We start from the raw sequence: 22464 nt of genomic DNA on the forward strand, positions 1-22464 counted from the left end.
TATATGTATTAAAACAAAAACAAAAAACCCTCTTCTTAAATAATAAGGAAGAGAGGTGAAAAGCTTTCGTTATTTTCCTATTCAATCTACAAGTTTAAACTTCAAATCGCCTACTCCAACATCAATCTTTATATCGATCACAACATCACTACTCTCATAAGCGTCATTCACGTAGATGCCATTTCCCTGAGAAGTAAAGCCTTTCGCCTCAAGGCCAGAGATTCCTTTCGAAACGTTCAATTTGACACCGGTGTCCGCAGGGAGAAGAATCGTCGCATCGCCGACTCCAAGATCGATGTCTGCGTTGAAGCTATCTTTCCAGTCTCCGCTTAAATCGATGGTTGCATCGCTTACACCTGCATCGATCGATAGCTTACTGAGTTGGATACCCGACAGGTTTAGTGTCGAGTCAGAGACGCCCATCTCAATATTCAAGTTGACAGGTATCTCATTTGTCAGCTCGAGGTCCCAATCGTTACGTACGGTCCCTAATCCCGCAAGTAATTTTCCTTTTTGCTTAATGTCAGCGTTTCCGACAGTTCCTTTCTTCTTATAAGATACAGTTGGTTTCAATTTCTTTTTGTTCGTGTCAACTGTGCCTTTGATCCAGGCATCCTCACCATCCGTAATAGATACGTCCCCGAAGCCAATCTGTATATTTGCGTTAAGTGATTTTACGTCATCCTTTTCGATTAAAATGTCATTAACCCTATTTCCCGAAAAGAACCAATTATATCCCCAAACCCCGACAGCACCTAGTATTCCCACTGCCATCACAGCCACTATAAGCTTGCGCATATAGAACACCCCTTTCCCTTTGACTTTATCATATCCGATTCCCTGCACAAATTTGCCAGTCGTTTGCATGAAATTCAAATCAGTCTTAAGTCTTAGTATACATAGATCATGCAACCAGACGGAAAGTAGTTCTTGCGTAGACTCTATCGTTCGTAGCTGAAGTGCTTCTAACTTAACATGGGTAACGCTTAGCTCCGAAACACTTAAACCATTGGGGGACAAGGTCCGAAAATTATAATTGTGAGTACCTGCGCACGAAACAATTGTGATTGTCAGTCTCACATGTACCCCATATTAATTCTTTGTTATCACAACGTACTAAGCCGTAGTTCATAAAAGTACTGAACGATTGGATGCTTTAACTTCATCTTCTCGGTCATGTTTAAAATTCGTTTTTTTCCAACCCTCCGGTCCACCAAAGCTAGAATATTCAATAGGATATCATTGCTCTCTATGCTCTCCTCTATAGGAGTGGATAAAAACTTATTAGCTAAAACGATAAAATTTGATTTACTTAATGATGACTGTGCTGACAAAAGCTCCTTTGCATGTTCTGATAATTTTCTACTTCTTGCAATTACTTGTAGACGATCCTCCGGAACCATCCCCTTGGTCTCGTTTCTTACTGCTTCAATTTCCTCATTGTTGATAGGAATTTGGATATCTGAATCATTCTTAATTTCTAGCTCCGTTTGATACCATCTGATTGAGGTATTTATATCACTCATATTGAGTACATTCTTTTTATCTACCGCAATATAACAAGTTCCTGCTTTATCAGGTAAATAACGATAGCTGCTTGCACGGTATTCAACCCTTCCATCTAATGCGGGACAGAGAAAACTCTCCAGATTTTTCTTCAATTTGCTCCAGGTCATGTAATTCTCCTTAATTTTTATATTTTAACTAGTTATTGAGGCAGTCGTTCTATTATCCATAATACAATAACCGTCACATCGGTCATACTAAATACAAGGATTAAGTGTGACATGAATTTCTGAGGTATCGATAATAGTGAGCGAGTAAAACATCCAGACTGATGAAACAATAACTTGTCCATCTCCATGTTACCCAAGAAATGAAAAAAGAAGCTTCTCAAAAGTTTGTACAACTAATGAGAGGCCTCGATTATAATCCTTTATGTTAGAATTGTTTTGGAGTTGTATCTTACACACGCAGCCATATTTATTCTCCTACCATGCCGTCATTATCACGATCCTGCATATATTGATACAACCAGTGTTCCCTAGTTATTGGCATACTGAAACCAGCTGCTTTCGCTTCTGCGATTGTCACGATACCATTTCCATTTGTATCAACACTAGAAAGCTCGCCTTCGTTTGCGGAAGAACTTTCTGATTTGGACTCGGACTCATTATTTCCGGTTAGTCCAAGAGATTCGTTTACTTCATCTGGATTCACATTTTCAAATGAATCCGTAATGACATTTCCCTTTATTGTATAGGTATATTGATAACTTGAAGGAATTTGCGTTTCCGTATTCGGATAGGTGATAATTGCTTCGAATTTAGTAGCTCCACCTGCTCTTCGGATCTCGTTTTCCATATACGCTTGATCACCATGTCGGTTGAGCTTGCTATTCTGTGGGGTAATATTATAAGCATTCGATACCCCTCCGAGAGAGTCAGCAATTACATGGCCTTCATCTAAAACATCACTTTCAACGCCAGGAACCTTTGCCTCATCGGAATAATATCTGCCAGACGATAAAACAGGTTCATTACTTTCATCTTGTAGAATGATCTCGTCAGCTATGACACGTACTAGTTGCCCATATTCATTAGTAAATCCCCAATATTCACGGTCCCCGTAACCAATGTCAACAACGACGCTAGGTTCATGATATCCAGACAAATCACCACCATCAACTTCAATTAGTTTGTATCCGGAGAACCGTTCTTTCTTTGGTTGAGTTGATTTTTCCTCTACTACGTGCTCCTCTACATCCTGGTCTTCAACAATCGTAGTTACCGTTTCTTCTTTTTCACTAGTTTTATTTGGTTCAACAGTCGTGACTTTTTGCGAACCCGTTTCTACCTCTGTACTGGATGCATCTTCTGAATTGGTACAACCAACCATAAAGACGATTGTTAAAAATAAGATTAAATAGTTCATTTTCTTTTTCATTCTTCAAACCATACCTTTCATCTGTGTCAAAGTTTCACGAAAAAAATTATATCATAAGTAAACGCGCGCCTTAACATTTTCCATGAAATTCAAGTGAAATACACGAGAAATATTAGCTGTTCGTAATAGTAAACTCATCCAGACAAAAAAGAAGAATGACTCGGTACTGCTCAAGCACAGAGCAATCCGACGCCACATTTTAATCTACTTAATTTTAGGTAATTCCTATACTTTTTTAGCGCTATAATAAAACTAGCCATTAAGTTGGCCTTAATGACTAGTTTTTCTTTTATTTATTTTTCTGTGCCACAATAATATATACAGGTTGATTAGCAATTGGTGTTGGTGAATGAACCGTTTCTTTGATGCTGAAACCTGCTTTGCGAATTTCCGCCTCCATTTCCAGAGAAGGAACTCTTGGCCCAGTGGGATGATCTGTTTTCTCTAGATCGATACATAAAAATATTCCTTCATCCTTTAACACCCTGTGGATTTCACTTAAAACCAATGAGAGTGGGGTAACTTCATGCAATGATATCGAAGCGACAGCTTTATCAAACTTATTGCTAGCTAAGGGCATTGCTTTAAAATCTCCGGCAGCTGTTTCTATGTTTGTTATTCCTTTATCCTTGGCTTTGTTTTCTAGATAATCTAAAACATCCTTATCAAAATCAAGCGCCACCACTTTTTTCACGTAGTTAGCAATAGAAAGGCTTATATATCCTGCACCCGCTCCAAGATCTAGTAGTTCGTCTTCTTTATTAAGCTGTAGGAATTTAAAGAACTCCTCTGCTGGAAGTCGTTTTATGTTCTCTAAATTATGGATCTTTTTCTGTAATTTTTGATTCATGATAAATTCTCCTTTGATTACTGATTTTTAAAACCTTTAAGACTTGAATTTGGATTTGGATACTTATGACAATAGTGTTTCTCTAACTCGCCTTGCTATAACATGTGCGATTCAAGCACCACTACCAAAAAAAAATAAAAGAGCCGCATATCCTTTTTATCGCATTAAAACCATTAAAGGTATTTTATATCTACAATTAACATAAATTTTTTTGATACTTAGATAAATCATTGAACTTTCTATTCCCTAACTAAGAAAGTTGGCTGGTTACAGAATTGTCTAACCTTTTTGCTTAAGCAATTATCCAGGTCATTCTATTACATAAACTCTTCTTCGATCAGTGCTCCATTGATACTGATCGCAGCCATACTGCCTTCTCCGGCTGCAAGAATCAATTGAGACGGTCCGGCCATCAAGGTATCGCCACATGCATATAGACCCTCAACAGTTGTCCTTTTCCAACTATCTGTTTCGATGCCTCCGCGCTCGTTCAGGTTGCAGCCTAACTGTATACCAATGTCAGTCGCTTGTTCCCATTCCGGCAGGACAAATCCGCCGTCGCGCAACACCGCTTCTCCGCCATCAAACTCGATTTTTTGTAGGAACCCTTTTTCACCGATTAACGAACGGATCTTTTCCTCGTAAACTTTTATCCCCCTGCTTTCCAGTATTCCTTTTTCATCTGCAGAAAGCGTTCGTTTGCCATTGGTGCACACAATCAAATTATCCGTCCAGTTCGATACCACTTTCGCCAGATGAAAAGCTGGCTGATTTTCTGAGATCACGGCAAGGGGACGGTCTCTCAATTCCCAGCCGTCGCAAAATGGGCAGCTGAACAAACTGGTTCCGTAAAACTCTTTTATTGATTGGATATCAGGAAGAACTTCCTTGAATCCCGTCGCTAGTATGACCTTTTTGGCGTTATGGATTCCTCCGTCCTCAGCTGTGATCTGGAACACGCCATTTTTCTTGACTACGCTCAGCACCCGTTGCTTTTCAATTTTAACGTCGGGATAATTGCCCAATTCTTCCTGGGCAATTCGTTTCAACTCCTGTGGGTTGATACCGTCGCGCGTGATAAACCCGTGGGATTCCGAAGTCACCGCATTTCTGGGGTTGTTATCATCGAATAGAATCGTTTTCCTTCTTGACCTTCCGAGAACCAAAGAAGCGTTCAGCCCCGCTGGTCCGCCGCCAATCACTGCACAATCCAATAACATTTGTCCATCTCCTTCCGTTGCTTTTACTGGTTCGTTTCCACTGAACGTTCGGCCTCTGCTTTTTTAACAATATCAATCAGAAGCTTTGCCTGGAGTTCTTTTTTCATATTTTCTTCTGCCTGCCGCATGGTTTCTTCGATCAGGCACCCTTCATGGTGGATTGAACAATCAAACAGGTTGGTGTCTCCCTCAATCGCTTTGATGACATCAAAAAACGTAACCTCATTTTGAAACCTGGAAATTTTATAGCCGCCCTTTACTCCTGGGGTCGATTCGATCAACCCCGCTTTTGTCAGCTTGGTTAGAATTTTTGACAGATAAGTTGGAGACAGCTTTTGAATTTTCGCCAACTCCTGAACGCCTACCGTGTTTCCTTGTGGCAAATGTATTAAATACACCATCGTGTGCAAAGCATAATTTGTTGCATTTGAGTATTTCATCCTGATTCTCCTCTCCAGCTATTAAAGAGATATTAAAGACTCTTGTTATCTTTAATACAACTTAGCATCATCAAAATAAGAAGTCAACCAAGAAGTTTAAAATTCACTTCCATTGCAAAAAAGCAGGAAAAAGGATTAAGTATGAATATATTCTGATGTTCCAGGGACTTTTATTTCTTGCTGTGCTTATTTCATTTCTACTAAATGATTTCATCTGGTTGAACAAGCTAATCTGTTAGCCCTCTTTAAAACCATTCATAAAAGTACACATTTACGAACAGCTAATAACTATCACTGATTGTTAAGATGATAAGTACGCAAATTCCATAAAAACATTTCCAAACCTGTAGTGCAGATCAACAGCTGTCTACTCAATTTCACTTTTGTTCAGCGCAAAAAACGTCAACTTCCAATTGAGAGTTGACGTTTTTAGTGTTGAACTTTATGACTTACACCATTCCGCCCATATCAGGCATACCGCCACCTGCTGGCTCTGGGACGTTAACTTAAAAGTGCCTGTGCAACATTGAATTCTGAATTAAATGTTGTGCAGACACTATTTATTTTTGAAACTTTACTTCATTAAAGTCACTGGTCGTCGATTGATAATTTGTCGCACAGTTATCCCCGCACTCAGGAGCTGACGCGAGTCCAATGAGACCTGTGGATGAATGGTTGTTTCACATTGGAAGACGTTAACCTATCTCCTGATAGTGAATTGAGCAATTGCGGCCATTTTCTTTAGCCCTGTAAAGCGCCTGATCCGCACAATTTACAATGGTGACCTCTGTGTCGCTCTCTGAGAATGTAGACGCTCCAATACTCACGGTTAATCGATCAATAATTTCCCAATTGGCATTTTCTACTGCCTTATTAAGCTTAACAGCAAGTTTAAGTGCCTCTTCAGCATTCGTTTCTGGCAGAATGATGACGAACTCTTCACCGCCCAAACGTGCTACCCGATCCTCAGGACCAATTTCTTGCGCCAGCAGTCCCGCTAGTTGAACCAGAACGCTATCGCCAGCGAGATGACCATACGTGTCATTGACCTTTTTGAAGTAATCAATGTCCACCATCAATAACGAAAATACAATTCGCTCTTTCCTATATCGATCAATATGACGTTCCAATTCTTCCTGGAAAAAGCGTCTGTTCGAAATATTCGTCAGCTTATCTGTATTAGATAATTTCAAGAGTTCATTATTCATTTCCAAAATCTCGCCTTGCTTCCTTGCGATTTCCACATACACTTTTTCTAATTGAGCAAATGCTTCTTCCCTGTCACGATACGCCTTTTCAGTTGTTTTCTGAAGCGAACGCAGTTCCAGTTCATAATCGATTCGCTGTTTCATCTGGATGAACAAACAGTCAATGACAGGTACACCATCATGTACATATCGTCTCGCGTTTAAAAGTACCGGTATGGATTCACCAGCTGAATTTGTTAGATTGATATAAAATTCTTCCACAGAGTTATGCAGCTGTATCGTCGGGAAAAAGTAGGTATGGATGAACATACGATTGACTTTGGTAAACAAAGTCTCCATGTGTTTTCCAACCACTTCTTCTTCCTGATAGCCCATCCATGTTAGAAAGCGATTATTCACTTCATTGATACAGCCGCTTTGATCAATACTAATAAAACCGCATGGCGCTTCTTTTAACCGTTCCTCCACTACGAATCATCCTCTTCAGCATTAATTAGAAAAATACTCTTCTATCAGTTTTCTCGTTTCTGTCGGGTTGCTCATATGTGGATAATGACCTTTCACCTGCATAACGTGCAACGTGCTCGCTGGCAAATGGGCATGCAAATATTCGCCTACTTCTATAGGCACAATACTATCATCCGAGCATTGAATAATAAATGTCGGCACGGTCATCGATGCTAAACTTTCGCGATGATCAGACATAAATGTCATTTCGGCAAATTCTCGTGCAATTTGAGGATTTACTGAGACAAAACTCTGCTCCAAATTCTTTGTCAGCTGAGGATCTTTCACCGGATCCGTCACGACAGGTGCTAAATAGTTCGCCCATCCGGAAAAATTCATTTCCAGCATGGTCAGCAAGTCCGCAATGTCACTCGCATCGAATCCGCCCGTATAACCTGGCTCATTTATATAGCACGGAGAAGGTCCAATCATGACGAACTTCTTAAAGCATTCCGGTCTCTCAATTGCAGCGAGCATGCCAATCATCGAACTTACCGAATGTCCTACAAAGTGGATGTCCTTCAATTCCAACTCGTCAATGATGTCTAAAATATCTTGCTTATAGCCATGGGCCGAACTGTATTTTTCGGATTGATAAGCGGTAATATCTGAATCGCCTGCACCCACATAATCGAACAGCACGACTCGGTAACGCTCCGCCAAAGCCGGCGCTATGTACTGCCACATACTCTGATCGCACCCAAATCCATGAGCCAACAGGATGGTTTGTTCCCCTTGTCCCATAACCATCACATTATTACGCTGCTGAATAGTTTTCATAGTAATCCGCTCCTTTACTAATCTCTACCCTCATTATAGATTTAAAAGCGATTGGTTGATAGAGATAGATTTATTCAAACACTTCAATGACTGCCTATACTTGCTCTATCGGTATCCTTGCTTTTAGGTACCTGTACAACAAACTTTCGTGTTTGTTTAAACATTCATGTTTGTTTTATGCACAGGTACCCTTCGTATGTCTTTCAAAAATAAAAACGTCAACTCATAGATTGAAGTTGACGTTTTTATACTATAAGACAAGTGAATTACATTTTGCCAGCTTACTCACAAAAAGGTGCTCACTATAATGAAGATGTACATTATTTTGTTTTTCAACATCCATATTAACGTCTACCTTTGACACTGTAATATCTAATTTCAAGCCTAAATTATCTATAAAGTTCTTTGAAAATATATTTCACTAATTTCTCATTGGATTTAATCTCATTTCTGTTTATACATAATCTATCTGCTATATACTCGAGTTGGGAAAGAGTAGCTTTATTAAAGTTATAGTGCTGTCTCACCGATCGTAGCCTTAATGAATGAAGATATTTTTTTCTCATTCCTAAAAACAAGCGAGAACTATATAAATGTTTTAGAATTACTTTATTAATTACCTCATAACTATTCAGGTTATTTATTCTTTTGTAACTATTCTTAAAGCCAAAAGAAATTGTTGTATTCTTTGAGTAATTCATCGTTTCCGTTGTCCATAATAGATTTCTCAAAGAATAATAAAGCTTAAAAAAGTCTTTATCTGTTTTATGACTGTGATAATAATTTGAGAATAATAAGTTTATGTTACCCAGATATTTTTCTAGCTTTTCTTTACTTACAGAAATAATTATTTCAGTAGAGCCTCTATTACTTTCAAAACAATAACCTAGATAAGTAAACTTAAAGCTATTCTCTTTATTAATAACTTCAAGTTGGGTTTTATCATTTAGTTCCAGTTTATAACTGCTTAATAAATTTTGTATACTACTAATTAAATCATTTTTAATCTGTTTATGATTACCATGTAGAACTAGTATAATATCATCTACAAATCGTTCATAAAGAATTACATTGGGAAGAGTAATTGGTACTAACCTATCGAAGTCTTCAAGATAAATCTCTGAAAGTGCTGAAGAAAAACTAACTCCTTGAGGAAGTCCTTTTATTTTATTTGAAAAAACTATCTCTTTTATTTTATTCATTGATGAATTCTTTAACATCATCGATCTACTTAATCTCTGATAAAGCAAATGTGTATTTACTGAACCAAAAAAATTCTTTATATCTAATCTTAGTATAGTTAGAGAGGAATTCTTTGCTATCATATTATTTTTATTCGTCATGACTGTTAGGAGCGCATCTATAATATAATTTCTATTACTAGTTTCCACAGCATATTTCATTTTAATTTCTTTATTGACAGTACTGTCGAAAATCTTTTGATGTCGAGGTGAAGAATAAATTATACGGTTATTAATACGTCTAACTTTGTATTTAGAAACTTTCATTTTATTACACCCCCTCATTTAAAGGTATGGCTAGGCGGAGATCGAATGACCTACCGCCTTATCACTCATCTAAGAGAGTGTAATGGATCGAAATTATGTAGATGAATCTTGATCCCTAATGTGTGTGTAAGAAGTGAGTAATGTTTAAAAACCATGTATGTATGATGAAACATCCTACAATAAATAGAATTAAATAAACTCACTACTATATTACTATTGGCCAATACCTCTGTTATCATTATAAGTAATAAATAACTATTTGGGAAGGATATTACATGAAAAAAAACTTTCTATTTAAAACCGTTGTACTGCCTACTGAAATCCCTATGAATTATACAAACAAGAATCTATTTAAAATTAATTGTGATTCTTTAACTGTGAGCTATACAATTCCTCATTCATTCCAGATACCAAAGCCAAACTCAATAAGTCAAAGAGTCATGAGCCTTCCACATCCAATTGCTCAATTACAAATGTCCAGCTTTATTGACTCATTTAAATTTAATATTACTAGTTTTTGTTCTTTATCTTCTTTTAGTATTCGTTCTCCTTATAAACTAAATAATATTAATACAGATATCATAAAAAGAAAAACACAAAAAACAATCTATGAGAATGAACAATTCTTTAATTCTGAAGACAGGTCCACCCAAAAAGTTTCATATAGCGACATAGTTAAAGAATATACCCAGTTTTTCAAGTACAAAAAATACAGTTCTTTAACGCAGTTTTTAAGCTCACCTATTTATCATCGTTCAAAATCTAGATTTGATAACTCAATGAAACTTGATATACAAAACTTTTTTGACTCTATATACACACATTCGTTAGAATGGGCAGTCTCTGGAGACAAATATACAGTTAAAAGAGATAAAATCACAGCAGATAATGATTTTTTTCCAAAAGCACTAGATAAAATTTGTCAACAAATCAATTACAATGAAACAAATGGAATCATTATAGGCCCTGAGTTTTCAAGATTAGTTGCCGAAATATTACTAACCAGAATTGATGTAAATATACTTAGGGACCTACAAATTTCTGGATTAACGTTTAACAAAGACTATCTAATTTATAGATACGTTGATGACTATTTCATCTTTTTTAATTCCTATGAAAATAGTCAAGACAAAATAAAACAAATAATAATACATAATCTTAAAGAATACAAATTATCATTGAATGATTCAAAGTATGTTCTTGCAGAATCGAGTATTGCGTTAGAAGACGATAGTATTATTATTCTAAAAAAGTCCTTAGATTACTTTTTTGAAAAGTTCGATTCAAGTACATCGTTTCAAAACAGAATGAAAAGTCTCAGTTCCTTTTTAATTGAATTTGAGCTGGTCATTAATAACTATCCTAATAAAAAGCAAAGGTTAGTAAGATATGCATTAAAATCCTTAAATCATTTTTTAAAGACACCCATAATTATCAAACATCGAAAGTTAATATTTGAGCTGAGTTTATACATTTTTAATTTTTCTAGCGAATACTATAGTAGTAGAACCTTTTACACCTTCTTTCTTAAATACAGAGAACTCTTAAAAAAAGAATATAAAGATAGCACATTACTCGGTGAAGTAGAAGAAGAAATTTTTCAATTCATGCTTAAAGGGTTAAAACAAAACTCGGATAATTTTAAACAAATTTATGATTTACTGGTCTCCATGAAGTTTTTTGATAAAAAGATATCTCCCGCGATTTTATGTTCATTGATTGAAAAACATAAATATGACTACTTCTCTTTATGCGCAATCTCTATATATATATTAGATGATAAACAACGTGTTGCTAAGGAATACCTCATAGTATTAAAGAAAATAATGAATCAACTAACCACATATATTGAGTTTTACAAAACTAAAAGTATATATAAGTATCAAGACGCCACTTATTTCTATTTAATTAATGATTTTTATCATTATCCTGGATTTAATAACAGTAATTTATCTAAAGGTTTTAAGATGCTAATCAAAGATAAGCATAATGAACTACGAAACGATTTACAATCTATATACGGAGCTGACACTCAGATACTTTTAGGCAACTCATATTTTAGTTGGAAGTGTGATTTCCAGTGGTTCTTCAAACAGAGTTTGTTAAAGTCTGAAAATTCATCAATGAATGATATTAATAGTGACTATTAATGAAGTAAAATATCAGTTTGACGTATTTGCACAAGGCATATTCTTTTTTAATTAAACATTCATGATTGCTTATAGCACCACAAATTATAGGAATTCCGCTCAGAAGCGCCTTCTGTGTAATGTACAATTCGAACACTATTTGAAATTATATTTGAGTTGCGTCTTACAAAGGCAGCCATTTTGAAAAAATGAGGTTTGAGTTTCGGGCAGAGCAAACGGAGATGGAACGGCTGAAAAAATCATAAGTGAATTCAATCTGAAATCGCCAACTCACTTGCAGAGTTGCCGCTTTTGGAAATAATTGTTGTGAATCGGACAGTTCAAACACTATTCGGGATGAATTGCGTCTTACACAAGCAGCCTTCGGGTTTAACTCGTCGAACTCCGACTGTTAAAATCCCTTCAATCCCTTCTTTCCAGTCCTCTTTTATTTCAGTGCAGGCTTTTAATTTTCAGTGCCTGTACACGAAACTTTCTTGTTTGTTCTAACATCCATGTTTATTCCTTATATAGGCGCATTATCATTAAAGCTTTGATTAAGTATAGAAGACTTTAATTCATGACAAAACCGTTAATCGAAGCGGAAGGTGGCGACTCCTGCGGAATAAGCGAAGCGCGAAGACCCCGCAGGAGCGAAGCGACGAGGAGGCTGAGGGCGAGCCCGCGGAAAGCGACCACCTGCAGTGCAGATCAACAACCGTCTACTCCACCTTGATTTTATCCAAACAAAAAACGCCAACTCCATCTTTCGGAGTTGACGTTTTTCTATTTATGGGAATGACTTACATCATTCCACCCATGCCACCCATGCCGCCCATATCAGGCATACCGCCACCTGCTGGCTCTGGAATGTTAGCAACTACTGCCTCAGTCGATAGGAACATCGCTGCTACAGATGCTGCGTTTTGTAGTGCTGAACGAGTTACTTTTGTTGGATCCACGATACCGGCTTGGACCATGTTGACCCACTCGCCGTTTGCTGCGTTGAAGCCGATGCCGACTTCTTCGCGCTTGAGGCGATCTACAACGATCGAACCTTCAAGACCAGCGTTTGTTGCGATTTGACGTACTGGTTCTTCAAGTGCACGAAGAACAATTTTCACGCCTGTTGCTACGTCGCCTTCTACACCTTCAAGCAATGACTCTACTTTTTTGTATACATTGATAAGCGCTGTACCACCACCAGAGACAATACCTTCTTCGACTGCTGCACGTGTCGAGTTAAGAGCGTCTTCGATGCGAAGTTTGCGTTCTTTCAATTCTGTTTCAGTCGCTGCGCCGACTTTGATGACTGCCACGCCGCCAGCAAGTTTCGCTAGACGCTCTTGGAGTTTCTCTTTGTCGAACTCGGAAGTTGTTTCTTCCAATTGTGCACGGATTTGACCCACGCGTGCTGAAATTGTATCCGCATCGCCTGTTCCTTCTACAATCGTAGTGTTGTCCTTTGTTACAACGACTTTAGAAGCGCGTCCGAGTTGTGCGATGTCTGTAGATTTCAAGTCAAGCCCGATATCTTCAGTAATCACTTCTCCGCCTGTTAGGATTGCGATGTCTTCAAGCATAGCTTTACGACGATCTCCGAATCCAGGAGCTTTAACTGCAACTGCGTTGAACGTACCACGTAGCTTGTTCACAACGAGTGTTGCAAGCGCTTCGCCTTCTACGTCTTCAGCAATCATCAACAACGGCTTGCCTTGTTGAACAACTTGCTCAAGCACTGGAAGGATTTCTTGAATGTTATTAATCTTCTTATCTGTGATCAAGATATATGGATTGTCGAGAACCGCTTCCATCTTATCTGTATCTGTTGCCATGTAAGCAGATGCATAGCCACGGTCGAATTGCATACCTTCAACTACGTCTAGCTCTGTTGTGAAGCCTTTAGATTCTTCAAGTGTAATAACTCCGTCGTTTCCAACGCGTTCCATTGCTTCAGCAATCAGGTTACCGACTTCGTCGTCGCCTGAAGAGATTGCAGCAACTTGTGCAATTTCTTGCTTGCTTGAGATTTCATCAGAAATGCTCTTCAGCTCGGTAACTGCTGTTGCAACTGCTGATTCAATTCCCTTACGGATACCGACAGGGTTTGCACCCGCAGTAACGTTCTTCAAGCCTTCACGGATCATTGCTTGAGCAAGAACCGTTGCAGTAGTTGTCCCGTCACCAGCGATTTCGTTTGTTTTTGAAGCCACTTCAGCAACAAGTTTAGCACCCATGTTTTCGAATGCGTCTTCGAGTTCGATTTCTTTAGCAATCGTCACACCGTCATTCGTAATCAGTGGTGAACCGAAGCTTTTCTCAAGAACTACGTTACGTCCTTTAGGTCCAAGTGTTACTTTTACAGCGTTTGCTAATGTATCTACACCGCGCATCATTGCGCTGCGTGCGTCTTCGTTGAATTTAATTTCTTTCGCCATAATGAATGAGTCCCCCCTGTTTTTGGATTAATAGTCAAAGTGATGCGTATCCTTAAATAGTTGCTAGAATATCGCTCTCACGTAAAATTAAGTAGTCATTACCTTCATATTTAACTTCAGTACCTGCATATTTTGAGAAGATGATGCGGTCGCCTTCTTTTACTTCAAGCTCGACGCGCTGGCCGTTTTCGAGAACGCGGCCTGTACCGACTGCAATGACTTTACCTTCTTGCGGCTTTTCTTTTGCGGAATCTGGTAATACGATGCCGCTTGACGTTTTCTCTTCCACTTCGATTAGTTCAATTACAATACGATCACCTAATGGTTTCAACAAATGAAACACCCTCCTCTAACGGTTCTTCTTTTAATTTAGCACTCGCTAAACAGGAGTGCTAATACACTACTTATCATAATAAAACGAAGATTGAATTGCAAGTAAAACAAATCGGTCATCCGTACTCTTTGCGCTTCTTTTATAAAACCGATACACTTATCCATACTTAGATGGAAAGGAACGATTCTTTTGAAACAAAAAACGATGAAACCATGGATGCTCTACTTGACCATTCTTCTTTTATACATCGCAATGCAATTCGCAAGCGTCCCAATTTCGAAAGGGATGATCGCACTTTTCAGCTCAAATGGCTATGACGTAAAGGAAGCTGCCTATAACGGCTTTGCATGGGGGTTGTTTGCAACAAACATTCTGGCCATCCTTGCAATATTTCTCGTCATTCGATCTGATAAGAAGTTTTGGACCGTCTTTAAAGGAAAAAAAGAACCGATTTGGAAATCGATAATGTGGGGGATTCTCGGATTCTTCTTGGCACTAGGTGGTCAAATGATAGCGGGAACAATTGAAAAGGCAATCGGTATTACGGAGGGCTCAGCGAGTACGGCAAAACTTACTGAAATTGCAGCTGTCGCCCCGATCCTCATTGTCTGCATCGTCCTTTTTGCGCCGATATTAGAAGAGACCGTCTTCCGTCGTGTCCTATTCGGTGGAATCTATACGAAAACGAACTTCTGGATCGCTACAATCGTCAGTGCTCTGATCTTTGCAGCCGTGCATAACGAACTCGAGCACATTCTTACCTATCTGATGCCTGGACTCGTGTTCTCGTACGTCTACTACCGATCCAAGCGCATCTGGACACCGATGATCTCGCATATGCTCATGAATGGTTTCGTTATGATCGTCATGCTCAACCAAGACAAAATCCTGGAGCTCCAAAAACTCCAACAATCCGTCATCTCCCTCTTCCATTTCTTCTGGTAGAGGTGCGGATATTTAATCAATACGCAAAAAAAGACTTGCTCAACCGTATCCCGGTCAGCAAGTCTTTTTCAATTTATCAATCCTGATCCTTCATCCGTGCATTCACTTCATCGATCTGCCGCTGTTGCTCAGCCTTCGCCTCCGCAAACAACCGCACCCGTTCTGCCTCTTCTTCCTCCACACGACGTTTCTCTTCCGCCTTCAAGAACTTTTTGTAGCCGACGCGAGCAATGATGATACTCACTTCATACAGCAAGAACAACGGAACCGTCACAAACAAATGTGACACCAAGTCAGGTGGTGTAATGAACGCCGCAATGACGAACAATACGAAGTAAGCCACTTTCCGGAACTTCGACAACACGTTCGGATTCAAGAAGCCGAGCCTTGATAGGAACAACAAGACCACAGGAAGCTGAAACACAAATCCAAACGGCAACAATATCTGGAACAAAAACGAGAAATATTGGTTAATGCCGATTGTCTGCGTAATCCCTAAATCCGCCGACAGTGTTTCCATGAATTTAATGACATATGGCAACAATACATAGTAGGAAAACGCAATCCCTGATAGGAACAGTATAAATGCAAAAGGAATATAACTGAGCGTCACTCGTCGTTCCGTTTCCAAAAGCCCTGGAGAAACGAACGCCCAAAATTGGTACATGATAATCGGTAAAATAATGATGATTCCTATGAACACCACTACTTTTAAGTAGATGGCTATTGGATCGATCACGTTAAACGCGTTTAACGGCAAATCTGCAGCCGGACCGTTCGATTGCAAAAACTTAATGAGCGGCTTCGCCAGCAAAAAGCCTCCAATGACCGCAACTGCAAAGAAAACGACGATCGTAATCAGCCGTTTTCGAATTTCTTCTATATGCTCAATAATGGTTAGCGTACGTTCTTCCATTACACAGACATCCTAACTTATTGCACTTCTTTTTTATCTTCAACTTTTTTAACGTCTGTTTTAGCGTCATCGTCTTCTACAAGACCCTTTGTCGCATTTTTGAACTCGCGTAGTGAAGAACCGAATGCTTTGCCGATTTCAGGCAACTTTTTCGGTCCGAAAATGAGAAGGGCAATGACAGCAATAATAAGTAGACTTCCAATACCTGGTGACATTTCGGACACCTCCCTCTGAATATGTCTATTCTACACCATAGCGCACGAAATGACTATTCGTGCAACCCTATAAATGTGAATCTTTTACGTCATTTTTTATGAAGTAAATAAGAGATTGCAGTTCTACAGACAAGTCGATTGTATGGACCCGAATCGATGGCGGAACTGTAAGTCGGATCGTTGTGAAATTGAGAATTCCTTTAACCCCCACTGCCGCAAGCCGATCGGTCAATTGCTGAGCAGCACGCGAAGGCACGGTTAGAATTACAAGATCAATTCCGAGCTCTGTCAGTTTTTCTTCAATCATATCTGGATGATAAACAGGGATATCCGAGATGACTTTACCCTCACGTGGCGCTTTTGGGTCAAACGCAATGACAATGCGTGTATTATGATTCTTATGGAAATTGTATTTCATGAATGCATGTCCAAGACTACCCACACCAATCAGAGCGACATCCGTGGCTTCATCTTGGTCGAGTGTTTTTCTAAAAAAGCTGACGAGGTAATCCACATCGTAACCATAGCCTTTACGGCCGAGCGCACCAAAGTGCGAAAAGTCACGACGAATCGTCGCTGCATCGATCTTCATAGCCTCGCTTAGTTCGCTTGAAGAAACACGTTTCTTCCCGCTGTTTGCGAAATTTTGTAAAAATCGATAGTACAACGGCAAGCGTTTTGACGTTGCCTGGGGAATTTTAACCGTTTCTTCAGCCATCGTAAACCTCCTGCTGCTGTATCGAATCGCTTCTATCGTACAGTAGAAGCGTTCTGTTGTAAAGCCGGTGATTGCACCTATCCTCCCATTCCAGTAAACTGAAGGAGAATGAAAATAGAGGTGAAACGATGATAATCTTGCAAGTGAACGGTGTAACGAAGTCGTTTTCAGGCACTGATATATTGGAAAATGTAAAGTTAGAGGTGCAACATCGTGATCGTGTAGCGCTCGTTGGTCGAAACGGCGCTGGGAAATCCACATTACTTAAAATAATTGCTGGGGAATCTTCTGCCGATGCCGGAGACATCATTGTCCCAAAAGGCATCCGTATCGGGTATCTCGAGCAACATAGCGGACTAGAAACAGAACTATCCGTATGGGATGAAATGATGACGGTCTTTGAACCACTTCAAGCGATGGAACGTCGCCTACGTGGATTGGAAGCCCAAATGGCAGATCCTGAAGTCTATGGAGACCCTTCAACATCAGAACGCATTATGGGCGAATACGATTCTCTTCAAGTCGAGTTCAAAGATCTCGGAGGCTATCAATACGAATCTGATACACGCTCGATCTTGCACGGAATGCGCTTTTATCCCAATGACTATGAAAAACCCGTCGATTTACTCTCAGGCGGACAGAAGACACGACTTGCCTTAGCAAAAATGCTGTTGAGTAAACCTGATCTGCTTATCTTGGATGAACCTACAAACCATCTGGACATTGAAACATTAGGATGGTTGGAGAACTACTTGAAATCATATGAAGGTGCTCTGCTTATCGTATCGCACGATAGATACTTCCTAGACCAAGTTGTGACATTAGTATATGAGGTCTCTAGACGCAAAGTCTCTCGCTTTACAGGCAATTACAGCGCGTACTTGGATGAGAAAGCGAAGAACTATGAGAAAGACCGCAAAATGTTCGAAAAAGAATCGAGTGAAAAAGCAAAGCTGGAAGATTTCATCCAAAAGAATATTGCTCGTGCTTCGACAAGTAAAATGGCGAAAAGCCGTCGCAAGCAGTTAGAACGGACAGACTGGATGGATGCCCCTGATGGTGATGAAAAATCCGCCAACTTCTCATTCACCATCGACCGTCCGAGTGGAAACGATGTGCTCGCAGTCGAAAAGGCTGCTGTCGGCTACAATGGAAATCCCGTTTCAACAAATATCGACATGCGTGTTTACAAACAGGATCGAATTGCAATCCTTGGTCCGAACGGAGTCGGCAAATCGACCTTGTTAAAAACAATCGTCCGTCTGCAAGAATTGCTTGCCGGAGAAATTCGGTACGGGACTAATGTTCAGTTCGGCTATTACGACCAAAACCAGGCAACGCTTGTTGGTTCAGGCACCGTGTTACAAGAAATATGGGATGACTGGCCACTCATGAACGAAAAAGATATCCGCAGCTTACTTGGTCGCTTCCTTTTTACAGGTGACGATGTCGGGAAACCTGTACAATCGCTTTCTGGTGGAGAAAAAGCCCGTCTTTCTTTAGCGAAGCTAATGCTTGAAAAATCCAATACCCTCGTGCTGGATGAGCCGACGAACCACTTGGATCTTGATAGCAAAGAAGTACTTGAGAACGCACTGGACGACTTCCCTGGAACGATCCTATTTGTTTCTCACGATCGCTATTTTATTAATCGGATCGCAACCAAAGTTTTCGATTTAAGCGATAATGGGGCTGTGGAATACTTAGGGGACTATGATTATTTTGTCGAAAAGAAGGCAGAACAAGCTGAGCTCCTTGCAGAATCCCTTGCTGCAAAGCAGTCTACTACCGTTACAAAAAGCCGTCCACAAGAGGTGGATAAAGAACGTCAAAAAGCAGAACGTCGTTTGAAACGCGCAATTGAACAAGCGGAATTGAAGATGGCAGAGCTGGACGAAAAAATTGCAGCTCTTCAAGATGAGCTGATCAAGCCCGAGTATGCGGATGATCATGTGAAACTGATGGAATTGCAAGCGGACATCGATTCTCTTCAAGAGACTCACGATTCTCAAGCTGAAGAATGGCTACTGATGCAAGAGGAACTCGAAACCGTTTAATCACTCATGAAGCAGCGGAGAACTCCGCTGCCTTTTTGTTTTCTCGAGGTTATCCACTAGCTCTAAAAAACAGGATTTCCACGGCGAAGACGAAATTCCGCCACCAGTCAACAGATGTCCATCTCAATTCGACATTCCCATAGTCTCGTTTTCCACAATCTTGTCCACAACTAAAATACCGATTTTATCGCTATTCACAAAGTTATCCACGTTATCCACACAAACCATGTTTTTAATCCACATAGTTATCCAAGTGTGCAACCTAACTTATCAACCAAACACTACCTTATACACATCTTATCCACAAATTGTGCATAAGTACGAATGTTCCCTATTGACAAACCTTCTATTCTGTTTATCAAAAAAACATGGAATTCGTCTGAATTTGACGAATTCCATGTTAATGTTAATAACTCAATTTTAGTGACTCCATGATGCAAGTTGCATTCCTGGCCTTCCGTTCATAGACAGATCTCCTCGCACGTCACTTAAAAACATTTGCGTTCCTGCAGCTGCAATCATCGCAGCATTATCTGTGCACAACGCAATTGGCGGAACACTGAAAGGAATGTTCTCTTTTGCAAACGTCGTCTCTAATGAATTTCTTAGACCTTTATTTGCAGAAACCCCACCTGCTGCAATCACTTGCTTCACTCGATATTCTTTAGCAGCTCTTAATGCTTTCACTGTCAGGACTTCTACTACACTCTGTTGGAAACCTGCAGCAACAGCTTCTGCATTTAGCGTACCGCCCCGTTGTTCCAGGTTATGCTTGTAGTTAATGACGGATGATTTTAATCCGCTGAAACTGAAGTCATAGGAATCTGGCTCTAACCAAGCTCTCGGAAACTCTACCGCAGATTCACTTGCCAATGCCAGCTGATCAACATGCGGACCACCAGGATAAGGTAGTCCTAACACACGTGCCACTTTGTCATACGCTTCACCTGCAGCATCATCTCTCGTCTCTCCGATGAGCTCAAATGAACCATGCTCGCGCATAATTACCATTTCCGTATGTCCACCTGAAACAATAAGTGCAAGTAATGGGAATTCCATCGGTTGAACGAGCTGATTGGCATAGATGTGTCCCGCAATATGATGTACCCCGATAATAGGCAATGAGTTCGCAAATGCAAATGCTTTTGCTGCATTGATGCCAATCAGAAGAGCTCCTACAAGCCCAGGTCCTTCTGTAACGGCCACAGCATCTAACTCCTCGGGATCCAATCCTGCATCCTCAAGTGCTTTCTCAATGACCAGTGTAATTTCCTCCACGTGATGGCGGGAAGCAATTTCTGGGACAACTCCACCAAAGCGCTTCTGACTTTCGATTTGAGAAGCTACTACGTTGGAAACAATCTCACTCCCATTTTTCACGACAGACGCTGCAGTCTCATCGCAACTCGTTTCGATCCCTAATATATAGACGTCTTTTTTCATCATAACTCCACCCACATGACGAGCGCATCTTCATGGTCGTCAGAATAATAGTTTTTCCGAATTCCACCTTCTTGAAAACCAAGCTTGCGGTATAAATTCTTTGCTGTTTCATTACTCACTCGAACTTCAAGAGACATGGCTACCACACCGTTATTGCGGCAAAGCTCCATTGCTTGACGCATCAGAGCTTCTCCAATACCTAATCCTTGCCGATGTTTCCGTACAGCCACATTTGTAATATGACATTCATCAAGTACGACCCACATCCCTACGTGTCCGACCACTTCGTTCTCACATTCAGCTACAATATACGTTGCATAATCATTACCCGTAAGCTCATGGGCAAAAACCTCGGCTGACCACGGAGTTGTAAAAACTTCCGTTTCTGTTGCCACAACCTCTTCAATGTCCTTTGCCACCATTTGACGATAAACAATCGAGTCAATCATGAGACTTCACCTGTTTTTGTTCTTTCATCCAATTCGCTTCAGCTTCAGGAATACGACGATAATTCGGAACAAACTGATGAATATCGGATGCAGGAATACGTTGCTCAGCTAAACTGATCAATTGCGAAGCACGTGGGAGTTGCTGTGGAAATGGCGCAAATACAGCCTGATCTCCAAGCGTTGCACTAATTTTCGTTTTATGGATTTCGACATCCATCCCCACAAATAAAACAGGTTGGTCGATACAAACAACATCCTCTAATAACTGTTCAAGAGTCCCGTGACGGTCTTCCCATATACGATGTAACCGATCACCCTTTGACTTGTAAAGACCACAATAGACATTTTCTCTCCGTGCATCAAACAACGGGACAATAACTCCCTCAAATGGAACAGCATTCGCTGCAATAACTTCCAAGCTGGAAACACCGACTAATGGAATTTTCAACGTCCAGGCAAGTGTTTTTGCAAGCGTCACACCAATTCTGACACCTGTATAAGATCCTGGACCTTCAGATACTGCAATTGCCTCCAAATCAGAAGGTCGTAAACTCGCTTCACTTAATAAGCGTTCAATTGCAGGCATTGCCTGAATAGAATGGGTTCGTGCAAATGTTGACGTTTGCTCACACAATATTCGACCGTCTTCTACTAGTGCAACAGATAAAGGTGAATTTGCTGTGTCAATTCCTAACCATATCATAGGGTGATCGCCTCACAAATCTTTATAAAATGACTTCCCGTAGGTTCCAATTCAATCGTTCTTGCGGTATCACCTGTCCGTGTAATGCGAATCGCTAGGCGGTTCTCCGGTAAATCTTCTTCAATGTACTGGGCCCATTCTACAATTGAAATCGCATCACCATAAAACAACTCATCCCAGCCTAAATCTTCTTCGCTATCTTCCAAGCGATAGACATCTAAATGGTTAAGAGGGTAGGTCCCTTCATATTGCTTAATAATTGTAAAGGTCGGGCTACTGACAGTGCGCTCCACCCCAAGTCCTTTTGCGAGCGCTTGAGTGAAGGTTGTCTTCCCCGCTCCCAAATCACCTTCAAGCGTGACTACGTCGGGCGGTAAAAGAAGTTTGGCTAATTGCTCTGCAAGTTGTACGGTTTGCGCAACTGATGTGACATGTATTTGTTTCTTCATAATATAATCCGATCCTTTTCAAGTGATGTACTCAGTGTAACGGAAAATGTGCAGAACCGCACACGGTACGCATAGAGACCATAAAAAAACCGACCCAGGGAATATCCCCGAATCGGTTTGTAAGTTTAAATTAAATGGCGGTCCCGACCGGGGTCGAACCGGCGATCTCCTGCGTGACAGGCAGGCATGTTAACCACTACACCACGGGA

At 40.2% G+C, this 22464-nt stretch carries 21 protein-coding genes; 3 read left to right on the plus strand and 18 right to left on the minus strand.

Translation table 11 applies throughout. The annotated features are described in order from the left end of the window. Positions 1 to 81 precede the first annotated feature (81 nt). The 9 genes from ACR65F_RS08330 to ACR65F_RS08370 form a co-directional block, all read right to left on the minus strand. Complete coding sequence (locus tag ACR65F_RS08330; RefSeq protein ID WP_440504017.1) at positions 82 to 798, minus strand: toast rack family protein; 717 nt, start codon at positions 796 to 798, stop codon at positions 82 to 84. A gap of 308 nt (positions 799 to 1106) precedes the next feature. After that, the gene (locus ACR65F_RS08335; protein WP_440504019.1) at positions 1107 to 1676 is read right to left on the minus strand and encodes an SF0329 family protein; all 570 of its coding nucleotides are present in this window, start codon (positions 1674 to 1676) and stop codon (positions 1107 to 1109) included. Positions 1677 to 1983: 307 nt separating this feature from the next. Beyond that, a complete protein-coding gene (locus ACR65F_RS08340) occupies positions 1984 to 2946 on the minus strand; it encodes a DNA/RNA non-specific endonuclease (protein ID WP_440504020.1) in 963 nt (320 codons plus the stop codon). A gap of 289 nt (positions 2947 to 3235) precedes the next feature. Then, on the minus strand, positions 3236 to 3796 hold the full coding sequence (locus tag ACR65F_RS08345) for a class I SAM-dependent methyltransferase (protein WP_440504021.1): 561 nt from the start codon (positions 3794 to 3796) through the stop codon (positions 3236 to 3238). A gap of 317 nt (positions 3797 to 4113) precedes the next feature. After that, on the minus strand, positions 4114 to 5016 hold the full coding sequence (locus ACR65F_RS08350; protein WP_440504022.1) for an NAD(P)/FAD-dependent oxidoreductase: 903 nt from the start codon (positions 5014 to 5016) through the stop codon (positions 4114 to 4116). 23 nt (positions 5017 to 5039) lie between these two features. Beyond that, a complete protein-coding gene (locus ACR65F_RS08355) occupies positions 5040 to 5456 on the minus strand; it encodes an RrF2 family transcriptional regulator (protein ID WP_440504023.1) in 417 nt (138 codons plus the stop codon). A 695-nt stretch (positions 5457 to 6151) separates the two neighbouring features. Continuing rightward, positions 6152 to 7132, minus strand: coding sequence for a sensor domain-containing diguanylate cyclase (locus tag ACR65F_RS08360; protein ID WP_440504025.1), 981 nt, complete (start codon positions 7130 to 7132; stop codon positions 6152 to 6154). 21 nt (positions 7133 to 7153) lie between these two features. Continuing rightward, positions 7154 to 7951 carry an alpha/beta fold hydrolase gene (locus ACR65F_RS08365; RefSeq protein ID WP_440504026.1) on the minus strand — a complete coding sequence of 266 codons (798 nt, stop codon included), beginning with the start codon at positions 7949 to 7951 and terminating at the stop codon, positions 7154 to 7156. Between the two features lie 389 nt (positions 7952 to 8340). Continuing rightward, positions 8341 to 9459, minus strand: coding sequence for an RNA-directed DNA polymerase (locus ACR65F_RS08370; RefSeq protein WP_440504027.1), 1119 nt, complete (start codon positions 9457 to 9459; stop codon positions 8341 to 8343). A 275-nt stretch (positions 9460 to 9734) separates the two neighbouring features. On the opposite strand from ACR65F_RS08370, the gene ACR65F_RS08375 reads away from it, so the two are divergent. Beyond that, complete coding sequence (locus tag ACR65F_RS08375; RefSeq protein WP_440504029.1) at positions 9735 to 11609, plus strand: RNA-directed DNA polymerase; 1875 nt, start codon at positions 9735 to 9737, stop codon at positions 11607 to 11609. A 782-nt stretch (positions 11610 to 12391) separates the two neighbouring features. On the opposite strand, the gene groL is transcribed toward ACR65F_RS08375, so the two are convergent. Both groL and groES read right to left on the minus strand, forming a co-directional pair. After that, the gene (groL, locus tag ACR65F_RS08380; RefSeq protein ID WP_039043677.1) at positions 12392 to 14026 is read right to left on the minus strand and encodes a chaperonin GroEL; all 1635 of its coding nucleotides are present in this window, start codon (positions 14024 to 14026) and stop codon (positions 12392 to 12394) included. Positions 14027 to 14078: 52 nt separating this feature from the next. Continuing rightward, positions 14079 to 14360, minus strand: coding sequence for a co-chaperone GroES (groES, locus tag ACR65F_RS08385; RefSeq protein ID WP_025782799.1), 282 nt, complete (start codon positions 14358 to 14360; stop codon positions 14079 to 14081). 189 nt (positions 14361 to 14549) lie between these two features. On the opposite strand from groES, the gene ACR65F_RS08390 reads away from it, so the two are divergent. Then, positions 14550 to 15305 (plus strand): CPBP family intramembrane glutamic endopeptidase, encoded by a 756-nt coding sequence (locus ACR65F_RS08390; RefSeq protein WP_440504030.1) that lies wholly within the window; start codon positions 14550 to 14552, stop codon positions 15303 to 15305. Positions 15306 to 15381: 76 nt separating this feature from the next. On the opposite strand, the gene tatC is transcribed toward ACR65F_RS08390, so the two are convergent. The 3 genes from tatC to ACR65F_RS08405 all read right to left on the minus strand — a co-directional run bounded on the left by tatC (position 15382) and on the right by ACR65F_RS08405 (position 17154). Further along, positions 15382 to 16221: a twin-arginine translocase subunit TatC gene (tatC, locus tag ACR65F_RS08395; protein WP_039043678.1), complete on the minus strand. Its 840-nt coding sequence runs from the start codon at positions 16219 to 16221 to the stop codon at positions 15382 to 15384. A 17-nt stretch (positions 16222 to 16238) separates the two neighbouring features. After that, the gene (locus ACR65F_RS08400) at positions 16239 to 16436 is read right to left on the minus strand and encodes a twin-arginine translocase TatA/TatE family subunit (protein ID WP_039043679.1); all 198 of its coding nucleotides are present in this window, start codon (positions 16434 to 16436) and stop codon (positions 16239 to 16241) included. 67 nt (positions 16437 to 16503) lie between these two features. Further along, entirely contained in the window at positions 16504 to 17154 is a 651-nt protein-coding gene (locus tag ACR65F_RS08405; RefSeq protein WP_440504031.1) for a redox-sensing transcriptional repressor Rex, read from the minus strand. Between the two features lie 128 nt (positions 17155 to 17282). Here ACR65F_RS08405 and ACR65F_RS08410 point away from each other — a divergent pair, with 128 nt between their 5' ends. After that, positions 17283 to 19211 (plus strand): ABC-F family ATP-binding cassette domain-containing protein, encoded by a 1929-nt coding sequence (locus ACR65F_RS08410; protein WP_440504033.1) that lies wholly within the window; start codon positions 17283 to 17285, stop codon positions 19209 to 19211. A gap of 420 nt (positions 19212 to 19631) precedes the next feature. Here the strand turns inward: ACR65F_RS08410 and tsaD are convergent, their stop codons facing one another. Genes tsaD through tsaE form a run of 4 tightly spaced genes read right to left on the minus strand, consistent with a single transcriptional unit; the run spans position 19632 to position 22255 of the window. Continuing rightward, entirely contained in the window at positions 19632 to 20654 is a 1023-nt protein-coding gene (tsaD, locus tag ACR65F_RS08415; RefSeq protein WP_440504040.1) for a tRNA (adenosine(37)-N6)-threonylcarbamoyltransferase complex transferase subunit TsaD, read from the minus strand. Beyond that, complete coding sequence (gene rimI, locus ACR65F_RS08420) at positions 20654 to 21103, minus strand: ribosomal protein S18-alanine N-acetyltransferase (RefSeq protein WP_039043683.1); 450 nt, start codon at positions 21101 to 21103, stop codon at positions 20654 to 20656. Before rimI ends, tsaD begins: the two co-directional genes overlap by 1 nt. Then, positions 21096 to 21806 (minus strand): tRNA (adenosine(37)-N6)-threonylcarbamoyltransferase complex dimerization subunit type 1 TsaB, encoded by a 711-nt coding sequence (gene tsaB / locus ACR65F_RS08425; RefSeq protein WP_440504035.1) that lies wholly within the window; start codon positions 21804 to 21806, stop codon positions 21096 to 21098. The genes rimI and tsaB overlap by 8 nt, the downstream gene beginning before the upstream one ends. Next, complete coding sequence (gene tsaE / locus ACR65F_RS08430; RefSeq protein ID WP_440504036.1) at positions 21803 to 22255, minus strand: tRNA (adenosine(37)-N6)-threonylcarbamoyltransferase complex ATPase subunit type 1 TsaE; 453 nt, start codon at positions 22253 to 22255, stop codon at positions 21803 to 21805. The genes tsaB and tsaE overlap by 4 nt, the downstream gene beginning before the upstream one ends. Positions 22256 to 22464: the final 209 nt, after the last annotated feature.

This window comes from Sporosarcina sp. SAFN-010, assembly GCF_059415065.1.

Coding starts and splice junctions, on each gene's coding strand:
- tsaD (WP_440504040.1), bottom strand. CDS start 20,654: ATGAAAAAAGACGTCTATATATTAGGGATCGAAACGAGTTGCGATGAG.
- ACR65F_RS08365 (WP_440504026.1), bottom strand. CDS start 7,951: ATGAAAACTATTCAGCAGCGTAATAATGTGATGGTTATGGGACAAGGG.
- ACR65F_RS08400 (WP_039043679.1), bottom strand. CDS start 16,436: ATGTCACCAGGTATTGGAAGTCTACTTATTATTGCTGTCATTGCCCTT.
- rimI (WP_039043683.1), bottom strand. CDS start 21,103: ATGATTGACTCGATTGTTTATCGTCAAATGGTGGCAAAGGACATTGAA.
- ACR65F_RS08350 (WP_440504022.1), bottom strand. CDS start 5,016: ATGTTATTGGATTGTGCAGTGATTGGCGGCGGACCAGCGGGGCTGAAC.
- tsaB (WP_440504035.1), bottom strand. CDS start 21,806: ATGATATGGTTAGGAATTGACACAGCAAATTCACCTTTATCTGTTGCA.
- ACR65F_RS08330 (WP_440504017.1), bottom strand. CDS start 798: ATGCGCAAGCTTATAGTGGCTGTGATGGCAGTGGGAATACTAGGTGCT.
- ACR65F_RS08335 (WP_440504019.1), bottom strand. CDS start 1,676: ATGACCTGGAGCAAATTGAAGAAAAATCTGGAGAGTTTTCTCTGTCCC.
- groL (WP_039043677.1), bottom strand. CDS start 14,026: ATGGCGAAAGAAATTAAATTCAACGAAGACGCACGCAGCGCAATGATG.
- tsaE (WP_440504036.1), bottom strand. CDS start 22,255: ATGAAGAAACAAATACATGTCACATCAGTTGCGCAAACCGTACAACTT.
- ACR65F_RS08405 (WP_440504031.1), bottom strand. CDS start 17,154: ATGGCTGAAGAAACGGTTAAAATTCCCCAGGCAACGTCAAAACGCTTG.
- ACR65F_RS08370 (WP_440504027.1), bottom strand. CDS start 9,459: ATGAAAGTTTCTAAATACAAAGTTAGACGTATTAATAACCGTATAATT.
- ACR65F_RS08345 (WP_440504021.1), bottom strand. CDS start 3,796: ATGAATCAAAAATTACAGAAAAAGATCCATAATTTAGAGAACATAAAA.
- ACR65F_RS08355 (WP_440504023.1), bottom strand. CDS start 5,456: ATGAAATACTCAAATGCAACAAATTATGCTTTGCACACGATGGTGTAT.
- ACR65F_RS08340 (WP_440504020.1), bottom strand. CDS start 2,946: ATGAAAAAGAAAATGAACTATTTAATCTTATTTTTAACAATCGTCTTT.
- ACR65F_RS08375 (WP_440504029.1), top strand. CDS start 9,735: ATGAAAAAAAACTTTCTATTTAAAACCGTTGTACTGCCTACTGAAATC.
- tatC (WP_039043678.1), bottom strand. CDS start 16,221: ATGGAAGAACGTACGCTAACCATTATTGAGCATATAGAAGAAATTCGA.
- ACR65F_RS08410 (WP_440504033.1), top strand. CDS start 17,283: ATGATAATCTTGCAAGTGAACGGTGTAACGAAGTCGTTTTCAGGCACT.